The organism is Xanthomonas sp. NCPPB 3442, from assembly GCF_056725145.1.
Genome location: NZ_CM161514.1, coordinates 3548240 through 3561300, shown reverse-complemented (window position 1 = coordinate 3561300; position 13061 = coordinate 3548240). Strand labels below are relative to the sequence as shown.

The 13061-nt window shown below is 66.8% G+C and carries 12 protein-coding genes; 7 read left to right on the top strand and 5 right to left on the bottom strand.

The features are described 5' to 3' along the window. The first annotated feature begins 2 nt into the window (after positions 1-2). The 7 genes from AC1POX_RS15415 (at position 3) to AC1POX_RS15385 (ending at position 6961) form a co-directional block, all read left to right on the top strand. Positions 3-1037 carry an NAD(P)/FAD-dependent oxidoreductase gene (locus AC1POX_RS15415; protein WP_031421790.1) on the top strand — a complete coding sequence of 345 codons (1035 nt, stop codon included), beginning with the start codon at positions 3-5 and terminating at the stop codon, positions 1035-1037. 117 nt (positions 1038-1154) lie between these two features. Next, positions 1155-2795, top strand: coding sequence for a cryptochrome/photolyase family protein (locus tag AC1POX_RS15410; RefSeq protein WP_372356356.1), 1641 nt, complete (start codon positions 1155-1157; stop codon positions 2793-2795). A 106-nt stretch (positions 2796-2901) separates the two neighbouring features. Continuing rightward, the gene (gene nagZ, locus AC1POX_RS15405) at positions 2902-3906 is read left to right on the top strand and encodes a beta-N-acetylhexosaminidase (protein WP_008574267.1); all 1005 of its coding nucleotides are present in this window, start codon (positions 2902-2904) and stop codon (positions 3904-3906) included. Beyond that, positions 3906-4460 (top strand): hypoxanthine-guanine phosphoribosyltransferase, encoded by a 555-nt coding sequence (locus tag AC1POX_RS15400; RefSeq protein WP_057680931.1) that lies wholly within the window; start codon positions 3906-3908, stop codon positions 4458-4460. The genes nagZ and AC1POX_RS15400 overlap by 1 nt, the downstream gene beginning before the upstream one ends. Before the next feature lie 87 nt (positions 4461-4547). Next, positions 4548-5300: an S-methyl-5'-thioinosine phosphorylase gene (locus AC1POX_RS15395; RefSeq protein ID WP_029818976.1), complete on the top strand. Its 753-nt coding sequence runs from the start codon at positions 4548-4550 to the stop codon at positions 5298-5300. Positions 5301-5387: 87 nt separating this feature from the next. Then, positions 5388-5594 carry a transcription antiterminator/RNA stability regulator CspE gene (cspE, locus tag AC1POX_RS15390; protein WP_003488188.1) on the top strand — a complete coding sequence of 69 codons (207 nt, stop codon included), beginning with the start codon at positions 5388-5390 and terminating at the stop codon, positions 5592-5594. 95 nt (positions 5595-5689) lie between these two features. Continuing rightward, on the top strand, positions 5690-6961 hold the full coding sequence (locus tag AC1POX_RS15385; RefSeq protein WP_071117336.1) for an FAD-dependent oxidoreductase: 1272 nt from the start codon (positions 5690-5692) through the stop codon (positions 6959-6961). A gap of 25 nt (positions 6962-6986) precedes the next feature. On the opposite strand, the gene pdeM is transcribed toward AC1POX_RS15385, so the two are convergent. From pdeM to AC1POX_RS15360, 5 genes are read right to left on the bottom strand one after another with little or no spacing between them, the layout of a single operon-like run. Further along, the gene (gene pdeM / locus AC1POX_RS15380; protein WP_071117335.1) at positions 6987-7631 is read right to left on the bottom strand and encodes a ligase-associated DNA damage response endonuclease PdeM; all 645 of its coding nucleotides are present in this window, start codon (positions 7629-7631) and stop codon (positions 6987-6989) included. Then, a complete protein-coding gene (locus AC1POX_RS15375; RefSeq protein WP_372356355.1) occupies positions 7621-10122 on the bottom strand; it encodes a ligase-associated DNA damage response DEXH box helicase in 2502 nt (833 codons plus the stop codon). Before AC1POX_RS15375 ends, pdeM begins: the two co-directional genes overlap by 11 nt. Further along, on the bottom strand, positions 10119-11723 hold the full coding sequence (locus AC1POX_RS15370; protein WP_338334539.1) for an ATP-dependent DNA ligase: 1605 nt from the start codon (positions 11721-11723) through the stop codon (positions 10119-10121). The genes AC1POX_RS15375 and AC1POX_RS15370 overlap by 4 nt, the downstream gene beginning before the upstream one ends. Then, positions 11720-11953, bottom strand: a complete 234-nt coding sequence (locus tag AC1POX_RS15365; protein WP_029818981.1) for a hypothetical protein — start codon at positions 11951-11953, stop codon at positions 11720-11722. Before AC1POX_RS15365 ends, AC1POX_RS15370 begins: the two co-directional genes overlap by 4 nt. After that, positions 11950-12972, bottom strand: a complete 1023-nt coding sequence (locus AC1POX_RS15360; RefSeq protein WP_127167508.1) for a ligase-associated DNA damage response exonuclease — start codon at positions 12970-12972, stop codon at positions 11950-11952. Before AC1POX_RS15360 ends, AC1POX_RS15365 begins: the two co-directional genes overlap by 4 nt. Between the last annotated feature and the right edge of the window lie 89 nt (positions 12973-13061).

Genomic DNA, 13061 nt, shown 5'->3' with positions numbered 1-13061 from the left:
GCATGCACCGGCACGTGCGCGATGGCATGACACTGCCCGACCGCGCACAGACGATCGCCGTGATCGGCGCCGGGCTGGCGGGGTTGGCCTGCGCGCAGCAACTGCAGATGGAAGGCCATGCAGTGACGGTGTTCGATCAGGCGCAGACCCCGGGCGGCCGCATGCGCCACTACAGCGCCGAGCAGTGGCAATGCGATCACGGAGCGCAGTATTTCACCGCGCGCGATCCTGCATTTGCAGCGGTCGTGGATGCCTGGATCGATGCCGGTATTGCCGCGCCCTGGCAGGCGCGCATCGCAAGCTGGGACGGCACGCAGTTGCGCCGATCCCAGCACGCGCTGATGCGCTATGTGGGTGTGCCCGAGATGACCGCACCGGCGCGTACGCTTGCCGCGCAGCTGGATGTGCGTCTGAGTGCCGAGGTGCGCGCGCTGCGGCGCAGCCGGCAGGGATGGCGCCTGTCGGTGTCGCAAGCCGCTGCAGAGCATCTGTTCGATACGGTGTTGCTGGCCGTCCCGGCGCCGAGTGCGGCTGGGTTACTCGCGCAGGCTGCGCCTGCGTTGGCGACGATTGCCGAGCAGGTGCGCATGCAGCCTGCGTGGGCGGTGATGGCGCACTTCGATGCGCCCATCGATCCGGGCTACGATGCGCTGTTCGTCAATGCCGGCGCGTTACGCTGGGTGGCGCGCAACTCCAGCAAGCCCGCGCGTGCGGGTGCGGAGACCTGGCTGGCGCATGCAACGGCCGAGTGGAGCCAGGCGCAGTGCGATGCCATGCCTGGGCACGTCAGCGCCAGCCTGGTGCCGGAGCTTGCAGCGCTCGGGTTGCCAGTGCCGCAGTCCTGCGATGCTTTTTTTTGGAAGGTTGCCAGCAGCGACCCGGCATTGCAGCTTGGCTGCGTCTGGGATGCGCAGCTGGGCTTGGGCATGTGCGGCGACTGGCTGGCCGGCGGCAAGGTGGAGGGCGCATGGCAGAGCGCAATGGCGTTGGCCCGGCGCGTGTCTGCCGGCGATGTGCTGTACAGCGCTGGCCACTGACGCTGTGCCAGGCAGCGCAGAACTAAAGGGCAGTGCGATGCAAGTCCATACCGCGGTCATGGCAGTCGTTGGTGCATGCGTTGCCGGTGATTCGAGTGTTTTTTTCGGGTCCAAGACATGCCCACGCGCCGCGTCGGCACGGACGCGCCCATGCGCCCCGCATCATCGGGCGTCACTTTGATGCATGATTCCAGCGCACTTGTCGCGCAAACCACCCCACAAACGCCGGCCCATACGCTGCGTTTGGTTCTGGGCGACCAGCTCAATCCGCAACACAGCTGGTTCGCGACGCGCGATGCAGGCGTGGTCTATGTATTGATGGAAGTGCGGCAGGAAACCGACTACGTGCTGCATCACGCGCAGAAGGTCCTGGCGATCTTCGCGGCCATGCGCGCGTTCGCTGCCGGCCTGCGGCGTGCCGGGCATCGGGTGCGCTATGTGACGATCGACAACGCCAGCAACCGGCAGTCGATCCCGCACAACCTCGAGGCGTTGATGGCGCATTACCGCGCCGGCCATCTGGAGTACCAGGCCCCGGACGAATGGCGGCTGGACGAAGCACTACAGCACTGGAGCGCCGCGCAGCCCTTTGCCACGCGCATGCTCGGCAGCGAACATTTTTTGACCGCACGCAGTGAAGTCGCCGGCTGTTTTCGCGCCGGCAGCCCGTGGCGCATGGAAGTGTTTTATCGGCGCATGCGGCGCCAGCATGGCATCCTGCTCGATGCCGCGGGCGAGCCGGAAGGCGGGCGCTGGAACTTCGATCACGACAACCGTGCGCCGTGGCCGGGCGACCCGCCTGCCCCACAGGATTGGCGCACGACCCACGACCACAGCGCGCTGTGGCGCACGATCGAAGCCGCCGGGGTGCGCAGTTTTGGCGCACCGAATGCGCACGCCCTGCCATGGCCGCTGGATCGCGACGAAGCCTTGCAGCATCTGGACGCTTTCATCGCGCATGCATTGCCCAATTTCGGCCGCTACGAAGATGCGATGAGCACGCGTAGCCCGCGCCTGTTCCATTCGCTGCTTTCGTTCGCGCTCAACGTCAAGATGCTGCACCCGCGCGAAGTGATCGCGCGCGCCGAAGCGGCATGGCGGCAAGGGCATGCGCCGTTGGCGGCGGTGGAAGGCTTCATCCGGCAGATTCTGGGCTGGCGCGAGTACGTGCGCGGTGTGTATTGGTCGCAGATGCCCGGCTATGCGGACTCGAATCATCTCGATCAGCATGCAGCGCTGCCACACTGGTTCTGGGACGGGCAGATCGGCATGCGCTGCCTGGCAGATGCGATCGGCAATTCGTTGGCCAATGCGCATGCGCATCACATCCAGCGGCTGATGGTGATCGGTAATTTTGCGCTGCTGGCGGGGCTGGACCCGCAGGCGCTGCATCGCTGGTACCTGGGCGTGTATATCGACGCCTTCGAGTGGGTGGAGCTGCCCAATACGGTGGGCATGAGCCAGTTCGCCGATGGCGGCCTGCTCGGCAGCAAGCCGTATATCAGCGGTGCGGCCTATATCGATCGCATGAGCGATTACTGCGGTGGTTGCCGGTATCAGCGCAAGTTGCGGGTCGGGCCGAACGCCTGCCCGTACAATGCGTTGTACTGGGACTTTCTGCAGCGCCAGCGCCCGCTGTTGGGCGTCAACGAACGCCTGGCGCTGCCGTACCGCCAGCTCGACGGTATGGCCCCCGAAGTGCTGGCACAGGTGCAGGCCCAGGCCGCGCATTGGCGCGCCCACCTCGAGGTGCTGTAAGCCTGCCGGCAGCGCCCGCAGCTGAATGCGCGATCTGACGCTGCCACGCGCATCTGCGACAATGCCGCGCTGCGCCACCGTGGCGCCTGGCCCGGGAGTCCCCAACATGCTTCTGATCGGCGTTGCCGGTACCGAACTCAGCGCGCAGGAACGCGATTGGCTGCAGCACGATGCGGTTGCCGGCGTGGTGCTGTTCAAGCGCAACTTCGCCTCGCGCACCCAGGTGGCCGAGCTGTCGGCTGCCATTCGCGCCGCCGCGCCACGCCCGGTGCTGGTCTGCGTGGACCAGGAAGGCGGGCGCGTGCAGCGGTTTCGCGAAGGATTCAGCGCGCTGGCGCCGCTGCAAAGCTTCGGTGCGCAGTACGCGCATGACCCGGAGTCTGCACTGGCCGCCGCGCGCGCGCATGCGCAGTTGATGGCCAGCGAGGTCCGCGCCAGCGGCGTGGACCTGAGCTTTGCCCCGGTGGTGGACCTGGGGCGCGGCAACCGCGCCATCGGCGATCGCGCCTTCAGCGACGACCCGCAGATCGTGGCCACCTTCACGCGTGCTTATGTGCAGGCGCTGCACGGCGCCGGCATGGCCGCCACGCTCAAGCATTTTCCCGGCCACGGCACGGTGCTGGAAGACACCCACGTCGATCACGCCAGCGACCCGCGGCCGCTGGAGGTGCTGCAGGCCGAAGACCTGGTGCCGTTCGTGGCGGGGATCGAGGCCGGCGCCGACGCCGTGATGATGGCGCACGTGGTCTACCCGCAGGTCGCGCCGGAGCCGGCCGGCTATTCGCAGCGCTGGATCGAGCAGATCCTGCGCGGCCAGATGGGCTTCCGCGGCGTGGTCTTTTCCGACGACATCGGCATGGCTGCCTCGTTCAGTGCCGGCGGTGTGGCGGGCCGGGTGCATGCGCATCTGGATGCCGGCTGCGACGTGGTGCTGGTGTGCCATCCGGAGCTGGTCGCCGAATCGCTGCAGGCCGTGCAGGGCCGCAGCCTCAATACCGCTGCATTGATCGGCCTGATCGGCCGCGGCGCACTAGGCTGGGATGGCCTGCTCGCCGGCACCGACGCCTCATTTACCACTCCTCCTTCTGCCCATTTCGGAACAACTGCCTGATGTCCACGCTCACCATTTCCCAGGCCCTGGCCCAAGCCGATCTGCTGGTCGACCGTCCGGCCATCGATGCCGCCGTTGCCACCATCGCCGATGCGATCGCACGCGACTACGCCGGCGAAGTGCCGGTGTACCTCACCATCATGCACGGTGCGCTGCCGTTCTCCGGCCAGCTGGCGCTGGAGCTGGGCGCACGTGGCCAGGACGTGCAGTTCGATTACCTGCATGCCACCCGTTACCGCGGCGAAACCACCGGCGGCGAACTGGTGTGGAAGCACCGCCCGGCCACCGCATTGTTCGGCCGCCGCGTGATCCTGGTCGACGACATTCTCGACGAGGGTTACACGCTGCAGGGCGTGCGCCAGTGGTGCCTGGAGCAGGGCGCCACTGACGTGCGCGTGGCGGTGTTGACCGTCAAGCGGCACGACCGGTGCGTGCCGGGCGTGACTGCCGACTACGTGGGCGTGGAAGTGCCCGACCGTTACGTATTCGGCTTCGGCATGGACGTCAACGAGCAGTTGCGCGGCATTCCTGCCATCTATGCGATGAAGCAGTAACGCTGCAAATCCATGCCCGCATCGTTGCGGGCAGCCCGGCGCGCACGCCTGCGCGCCCCATCATGTCTTTCGCTGCAGAGGTCGGTTGTGTCCGCAAATTCCATCGCATTGGCCGTCATCGGCGGCACTGGTGTCTACAAGCTCGCGCAGCTGGACGATGTGCAGTCGCACGACATCCAAACGCCTTACGGCGCGCCGTCCGGGCCGATCCGCGTCGGCATGCTGCTCGGCCACCGCGTCGCCTTCCTGGCACGCCATGGCGAAGGCCACTCGCTGCCGCCGCACAAGGTCAATTACCGCGCAAACATCGCTGCATTGCAGCAAATCGGCGCCTCGCGCGTGCTGGCGCTCAACACCGTGGGGGGTATCACCGAACAGTTTGGCCCGCGCGTGTTGGCGTGCCCGGATCAGTTGATCGATTACACCTGGGGCCGCGTGTCCACCTTCTGCGAAGAGCCCGGCAGCGAGGTACAGCATGTGGATTTCGGCCATCCGTATTCGCCGATGTTTCGCAGCAAGGTCATTGCGGCAGCCAAAGTGACCGGCGTCACGCTGGTGGCCGGCGGCTGCTATGGCGCAACGCAGGGGCCACGACTGGAAACGGTTGCAGAGATCGCCCGCATGCGTCGCGACGGCTGCGATCTGGTGGGCATGACCGGCATGCCCGAAGCGGGCCTGGCGCGCGAAAAAGGCCTGGAATATGCGTGTTTGGCGATCGTGGCCAACTGGGCGGCCGGCTGTGGCGACGCGCTGGAAATCACCATGGCCGAAGTCTTGGCCAACGTCGATGCGGCGTCGTCCGGGCTGCCCGAGCTGATTGGCGAACTTGCACGCGGGTGATTGTCATCGGGGCATAAGCTTTGCATACTCGGCGCGTACGCACCGCCGTACACCACCCATTAATTATTGCAAAGGTCTCGCATCACCATGCCGAACGGTACCGTCAAGTGGTTCAACGACGCCAAGGGATTTGGCTTCATCTCACCGGAGGACGGCAGCGCCGATGTCTTCGCGCACTTCTCCGCGATCAATTCCAAGGGCTTCCGCAGCCTGCAGGAAGGCCAGCGCGTCAGTTATGACGTGACCCAGGGCCCCAAGGGTGCCCAGGCTTCGAACATCACGCCGGTCGAGTAATCTGACTCGATTGTGCGGTTGAAAAACCCCGCCACGGCGGGGTTTTTTTTGCGCCGGTTGTGCGCGGGCAGCAATAGCCAAACAGAGCAGGGACGATGCAACGAGCATTACGTATTGCAGTGGTGGGCTACGGAACCGCAGGGCAGGCATTGGCCGTGCTGCTGGGCGCCGATGGGCATCAGCTGGAGGTATTCGAGCGCGCAGCTGCACCCGGGCCGGTGGGCGCCGGTTTTCTGCTGCAACCCAGCGGGTTGCAGGTGCTCTGGAACATGGGCTTGCTGCCGCAGGCGCTCGCGCATGGCGCGCCGGTGCGCCGCTTGTATGGCGACACGCCGTGCGGGCGCGCGGTGATGGACATGCAGTACCGCGATCTGGATACGCGCCTGATGGGTGTGGGCATGCAGCGCGGCGCGTTGTTTACGCTGCTGCGCGAGGCCTGGCCGCAGCACGCGCAACTGCATGTGGATACGCAGATCACCGCGATCGATCACGCGGGCGTGCGCGTGCAGGATCAACGTGGGCAGTGGCATGGCCCCTTCGATCTGATTATCGCCGCCGATGGCTCGGCTTCCACGTTGCGTGCGCAGGCACAGGGAACGCAGCTGGATCGGGTGTATCCATGGGGGGCGCTGTGGTGCCTGCTGCCGCGCGAAGACTGGCCGTTTGTAGACGAATTGCGCCAGCGCTATATCGGCGCACGCAAGATGATCGGTCTGTTGCCGGTGGGCACGCGCCCGGGCGACGACACGCCGCGGCTGAGTTTTTTCTGGAGCCTGCCATGCAGCGATTTCGTTGCGTGGGAACAGCGCGGCATTGCCGCCTGGCGCGATGAGGTGGCGCAGATGTGGCCAGAGGCGCATGCGCGGCTTGCTACGGTGCAGGTGCATGGAGCTCTGGCGCGCGCGAGCTATCGCGATGCGGTGGTGTCGCGCTGGCATCGCGGCCGTTTCGTGCTTGCAGGCGATGCCGCGCATGCGATGAGCCCGCAGTTGGGGCAGGGCGTGAACATGGCGCTGCTGGATGCGTTGGCGATGCGCGATGCCTTGCGCGCCGGCGCCGATCTGGACGCTGCCTTGCAGCGCTACCAGCGCGAACGCCAGGCGCACGTGGCGATCTATCACCGCTGGAGCCGCTGGCTGACGCCGCTGTTCCAGTCCGAACGCGATCTGTGGGCACATGGCCGCGACCTGCTGCTACGCCCGATGGGACGCGTGCCGGGCGGGCGCGGGCACATGTTGCGCGTGCTCAGCGGCACCCAGCATGGCTGGTTCGGCAAGCTGGCGCTGGCGCCGGAATTCGTCGAGGCTTTGGCGCGACCAGTCGCGCGGCTGGCCGACGCTAACGCCGAAGCAGCTGCGCAGTCGTAGCTTCGGCCGGTGCGTGCGTCATTGGCTAACGCACCGGCAGTGCCAGCGCATCGCCTTCCACGCAGGCAACCAGGCGCTCGCCTTCGGCCAGCGTCGGCACGATGCCTGCGGTGAACTGCGAGAACGCCGGCAGGATGGTGACGCGCTCGCGCAACCAGAACGCCGGCCAGCGCCGTGACAGCCCCGGTAGCTTGGCCAATGGATGCAGATGCCCGCACAGCACGTGGCCGCTGGGATGCGGCAACGGGTCGTGGCGCAGCACGAACGGGCCATCTTCGACCTGTTCGCCGGCCGCTTCGACGTGCAACTCCGCACCGGCCAGGGCGCGGTCGTGATTGCCGCGAATGGCGATCACGCGTAACGCGCAATGCCGTTCGCGCCATGCGCTCCAGCGTCGGTGCCAGGCCGCGCGTGGGGCAGGGCCGTGCAAAAGGTCGCCCAAAATCCATAGCGCCTGGACATCGCGTTGATCGAGCAACGCATCCAGCCGTTCCAGATCGTGCGCGGTGCCGCCGGCCGGCAAGCCGATGCCGGCACGTCGGAACACATCGGCCTTGCCCAGATGCAGATCGGCGATCAACAGCGCACGTTGTGCCGGCCGATACAACGCGCGTTCGCCGAGCAATTCCACGGTTTCGCCGGCCAGCTGCAGCTGCACGCTATCGCCCATGCTTGCGCTCCAGTTGTTGGGCAGCGCGCAAGACGCGGGCCTTCCAGTCTTCGGTACTCAGTTGCCCACGCACGCGTTCTGCCCACAGCGGAAACGATAATGGTGTGAGGCTGCGCGGTTTGCACAGGCGCAACGCGCGGCGCGCGCAGTCTTCCAGCGCATGTGCAAGCCGCGCCAGTTCGAGCTGGCCTTCGAACACTTCGCGTTCGGCTTGCGCAAGCAGCAAATGATCGGGGTCGAAGCGCTGCAACACGTCGTACAGCAAGCCGCTGGAGGCCTGCAGCTGACGCAGGCTGCGCGGCGCACGCCCAGGCAACGAGGGCGACAACAATCCCGCCACGCGCGCGATCTCGCGAAATTGCCGGCGCGCCAACTCGCCCAGATTGAGGCTGTCGCGCAGATCGTCGAACAGGCCCACCGGCGAGAGCAGGGCTTGCAGTACATCGGCATCGATGTCGACATCCTGCGCCGGCGACAGCACAAATCCATAGTCATTGGCAGCGAAGCTGAAGGTATTGCGTTGGCGCCGGCTCCAGCGTGCCGCGAGCAACGCGGCCAGGCCTTCGTTGACTTGCCTGCCGGCGAACGGGTAGACGAAGACGTGGCGGCCGTCGCGCGCCTTGACGCTTTCCACCAGCAGATGGTCCGGCCCCGGCAGCGAAGAAAGCGAGCCTTGCAGGTGCAGCAACGGCGCCAGGGCCTGCATCTCCGGCGCATCGCCAGGGTCGGCGAACACCGCTTCCACCTCGCGGCCCAGCGCCGACGACAACGGCATGCGCCCGCCCATCCATTTCGGCACCACGCCACTGCCGCCCTTGGCCACGCGCACGTAGGCGGTCATGTCTTCCAGGCGCACCAGTTCCAGCAGGCGGCCGGCGAACTGGAAGCGGTCGCCGCGGCGCAGGCGGCCGATGAATTGTTCTTCCACCGCGCCCAGCCGCCCGCCGCGCAGGAACTGCACGCGCACGCTGCCGTCGCTGGTGATCGTGCCGATGGACAGCCGGTGCCGCAGCGCGACGCGTCGGTCGATCACGCGGTACAGACCCTCGTCGTCGCGTACCACCTTGTGGAAGTCCGGATAATGCGCCAGCGCGCTGCCGCCTTGCACGATGAAATCCAGCACCGCGTTCCAGGTGGTTTTCTCCAGCGCGGCGAAGGCATCGGTACCGCGCACTTCCTCGAACAACGCATCGGCGTGGAAGCCGCCGCCGAGGGCGAGGGTGACGCAGTGCTGCGCCAGTACGTCCAGCGACAACCGTGGCGGTGGACGCGCTTCGATATGTCCATGCACCAGCGCGCGACGTGCCGCGGCGTATTCGACCAATTCCAGCGCATGCGAAGGCACGCACACCACGTGCCCGGATTCGCCGGGGCGATGGCGTGCGCGCCCGGCGCGTTGCAGCAGGCGCGCGATGCCTTTCGGGCTGCCGACCTGCAGCACCTGATCCACGGCCGGGAAGTCGACGCCCAGATCCAGGCTGGAGGTGGCGACCACGCAGCGCAGGCTGCCGTCGGCCAGCCCGCGTTCGGCGGCCGCGCGTAGCGATGGATCCAGCGAGCCGTGATGCAGCGCCAGCGTGGTCAACTCCTCCGGCCACACCGCGCTCAAGGCCTGATGCCACAACTCGGCCTGCGCGCGCGTATTGGTAAACACCAAGCTGGTGCGCTGTTGCATGATCTTTTGCAGCACGCGCGCCAGTTGCGCCAGACCAAGGTGGCCTGCCCAGGGAAAGCGCTCGCCACTGTCCGGCAGCAAGGTTTCAAGCGTCATGGTGCGCGGTTTGACGCCGGAGACCAGCGCCGCCTCGGGGCAATGCGGCAACAGCACATCGCGTGCCTGCGATAAGTTCCCAAGCGTCGCCGACAGCCCCCAGATGCGCAGGTGCGGCGTCCATCCGCGCAAGCGCGCAAGACACAATTGCAGCAACACGCCGCGCTTGTTGCCCAGCAGCTCGTGCCATTCGTCGACGATCACACAGCGCAATGCCGACAGCTGCGGCGCGGTATCCGGATACGACAATAGCAATGCCAGCGATTCGGGCGTGGTGACCAGCACGTCGAGCTTGCCGCTGCGTGCCAGCCGCTTGTCGCGCGCGCTGGCATCGCCGGTACGCAGGCCCACCTGCCAATCCAGCCCCAATGCGTCCACCGGCTCGCGCAGCGCGCGTGCGGTGTCGGCGGCCAGTGCGCGCAGCGGCGTGATCCACAACACTTGCAGATTGCGTTGCGGCTGGCGGCGCGCAGGGGAGGTGGGTTTGCCCGGTTTGCGCGGGGATTTGCGCCCACGCGTGGCCAATGCCTCCAGTAACGGCCCGCCAAATGCCGCCAGCGTCTTGCCGCTGCCGGTGGGCGTATGCAGCAGGCCCGATTCGCCGTCGAGATAGCGCTTCCACACATCGCGTTGGAACGGCAGTGGCGCCCAGCCGCGCTGCGCGAACCAGGCACGCCACTGTTGCAGTGGCGTGCCATACGTGTGCTGCGTGACGCTCACCGCGCCAGTGCCTGCAGGGTGCTCAGATGATCGGCTTCGGCCATCGGCTTGTCGTGACGCCAGCGCAGGATGCGCGGGAAGCGCACCGCGATGCCGGACTTATGCCGCGCGCTGCGGTTCACCGCTTCAAACCCAAGCTCGAACACGTGATGCGCAGTGACCGCGCGCACCGGGCCGAAGCGCTCGGTGGTGTTGGCACGGATCCAGCGATCCAGTTGAAGAATTTCCTTGTCGTCCAGGCCCGAATAGGCCTTGGCGATCGGCACCAGTTGGCCCTCGTGCCATAGCCCGAAGGTGTAGTCGGTGTAGAGCGTGCTGCGTCTGCCGTGGCCGGCCTGCGCGTACAGCAGCACCGCGTCGATGGTCAGTGGGTCGATCTTCCATTTCCACCAATCGCCGCGACGGCGACCGGATTGATACACCGAACTGGCGCGCTTGAGCATCAGCCCTTCCACGCCGCGTTCGCGCGCTTCCACGCGCACGTGAGCTGCGGCCTGCCAATCGCTGACCTGCACCAGCGGCGAGGCAACGATGCGCGGATCTGCCAGCGTGGCGAGCACGCCTTCCAGCAGTGCGCGCCGCTCCTGCAACGGGCGCTCGCGCAGGTCTTCGCCCGCCAGTTCCAGCAGGTCGTAGGCCACCACGCGCGCAGGTGCGGCGGCCAAGGTCTTGGGCCCGGGCTTGAGCCGCTGGATACGCGTCTGCAACGCAGTAAACGGCATTGGCAGGGGCTGTTCGGGTTGCCAGGCCAGCAGCTCGCCATCGATGACGGTGCCGTCCGGCAATTGCAGTGCGGCGTGTTCGATTTCGGGGAAACGTCCATCCAGACGCTCTTCGCCGCGCGACCACAGCGCCGCTTCGCCGGCGCGGCGAATCAGCTGCAGGCGGATGCCGTCCCATTTCCATTCCAGCAGCCAGTCGTCGATGGGGCCCAGCGTGTCGACCTCCGCTTCCAGCGGCGATGCCAAAAAGAACGGATAGGGCTGCTGGCGGTCGCCGGGCAGTTCTTCGCTGGTCAACAGGTCTGCAAGATAGGTTGGATGCGGCCGCCAACTGCCGAGCATGCGCTGCGCAATGCGCGCGATATCCACGCCCGACAATTCGGCCAGCGCCTGCTGCACGAGCCGTTGCGACACCCCAACCCGCAATGCGCCGGTCAGCAGCTTGTTGAACACCAGCCGCTCGTCGAAGGCCAGGCTGCGCCACGCCTGCACGATGCAGGCCTTGCGGACTTGCACGTCCTGGTTGGCGATCGGCAGCAGCCGCTGTTCGATCCATTCTGCCAACGGCAGATCGGCCGCCTCGGTGACCGGGTCGTCCAGCAGCAAGGCCAGGGTTTCGGCCAGATCGCCGACATGGTCGTAGCTGTCGGCGACCAGCCAATCGGCAACGCCGGCGGTGTCGGTGATCCATTCACGCAGTTCGCCGCTGCTGGCAATGCGCATGCGCGCGCTGGCCACCTTGCCACCGGCCAGCAGATACAGCGCCCATGCCGCGTCCAGCGCGGGCGCATCGCGGAAATACGCAACCAGCGCAGCGCGCTTGTCGAGCGTGCCGGTGCTGCGGTCCAGGGTGCGGTACAACGCCGCGAAACGCTTCACGGCAGCGCCTGTGTCGCTGCGCGCCTGTCGGCAGCACGCAGCTCCAGTGCGCGTCGGGTAAACGCGGCAAGCACGCGTGGGCGCCGCAGCGGTCGCGGTGGGCCGATGGTGGCCGCTGGCGCGTTGCGATGCACGCAAAACGCCAAGGCATGACGGCGGAACGCGAGCGCACCGCTCAAGCGAATGCGCGGACGCGCGCGAACATAACGACGTGCGGGCAGCGGGTTCATTCCTCGGCTCCGAAATCGGTGCGGAAGGCTTCTGCTGCGACGCCGCGTTCCCGCAAGTGTTGGATCAATGCATCGGTATTGCCATGGGTGGCAATGACGCGCTGTGCGCCGGTTTCTTCGATGGTGCGCAGCAGGTCGGGCCAGTCGGCATGGTCGGAGACCACAAAGCCCCGATCGTAATTGCGCCTGCGGCGATTGCCGCGGATGCGCATCCAGCCCGAGGCAAAACCTTGCTGTGCGCTGCGAAAACGGCGGATCCAGGCGCTGCCGGCCGCCGATGGCGGCGCGATGACCAATTGCCCGGCATAGTCGGCGCCGCGCGCATGCTCGCTGACCGGCTGGGTATCCAGCATCGGGATGCCCGCCTGGCGATAGACCTCCACACCCACCGCGACCGCGCCATGCAGCAATGCCGGCTGCGTCTCCCACGCGCGCAATTCGGCCAATACGCGCTGCGCCTTGCCCAGCGCATAGCAGTACAGGATGGCCGCTTCGCCGCGTTCGGCGCATTCGCGGCGCCAGGCAGAAATATCGGCCGCAACCTGGGAGGTGTCGGGCCAGCGGTACACCGGCAGGCCGAAGGTCGCTTCGGTGATGAAGGTGTCGCATGGCACCACTTCGAACGGCTTGCAGGTGGGGTCGGGTTGGCGCTTGTAGTCGCCGGAGGCGACCCAGACCTCGCCATCCACTTCGATGCGCACCTGCGCCGATCCCAGCACGTGTCCGGCCGGATGCAGCGACACGCGCGCACGCCCCAGCTGAAATGCTTCAGCGTCCGCATGCGTGTGATAGACCTGTTCGCCCAGGCGCCATTGCAGGATGGACAGGCTCTCGCGCGTGCAGTGGTACTCGCCCATGCCGCTGCGGGCGTGGTCGCCGTGACCATGCGTAATCACCGCGCGCGGCACCGGCCGCCACGGGTCGATATGGAAATCGCCTTGCGGGCAATACAGGCCCTCCGGCCCGAGCACCACCAGATCGCCGCGTGTGTGAGATGTCTCATCGTTGCCGTTGCGCATGCGGCAACTCTGGCCAAGCCGGTGTGCAGATCCTGAGAATGGGAACCGCGTGCGGCGGTGCCTTCGCGCGACGCGCGCTTACCGGCAGG

Bases quoted from the DNA above. Each gene is read 5' to 3' on its own strand.
- AC1POX_RS15415 (WP_031421790.1), top strand. From the start codon at position 3: ATGCACCGGCACGTGCGCGATGGCATGACACTGCCCGACCGCGCACAG.
- AC1POX_RS15410 (WP_372356356.1), top strand. From the start codon at position 1,155: ATGCCCACGCGCCGCGTCGGCACGGACGCGCCCATGCGCCCCGCATCA.
- nagZ (WP_008574267.1), top strand. From the start codon at position 2,902: ATGCTTCTGATCGGCGTTGCCGGTACCGAACTCAGCGCGCAGGAACGC.
- AC1POX_RS15400 (WP_057680931.1), top strand. From the start codon at position 3,906: ATGTCCACGCTCACCATTTCCCAGGCCCTGGCCCAAGCCGATCTGCTG.
- cspE (WP_003488188.1), top strand. From the start codon at position 5,388: ATGCCGAACGGTACCGTCAAGTGGTTCAACGACGCCAAGGGATTTGGC.
- AC1POX_RS15385 (WP_071117336.1), top strand. From the start codon at position 5,690: ATGCAACGAGCATTACGTATTGCAGTGGTGGGCTACGGAACCGCAGGG.
- pdeM (WP_071117335.1), bottom strand. From the start codon at position 7,631: ATGGGCGATAGCGTGCAGCTGCAGCTGGCCGGCGAAACCGTGGAATTG.
- AC1POX_RS15365 (WP_029818981.1), bottom strand. From the start codon at position 11,953: ATGAACCCGCTGCCCGCACGTCGTTATGTTCGCGCGCGTCCGCGCATT.
- AC1POX_RS15360 (WP_127167508.1), bottom strand. From the start codon at position 12,972: ATGCGCAACGGCAACGATGAGACATCTCACACACGCGGCGATCTGGTG.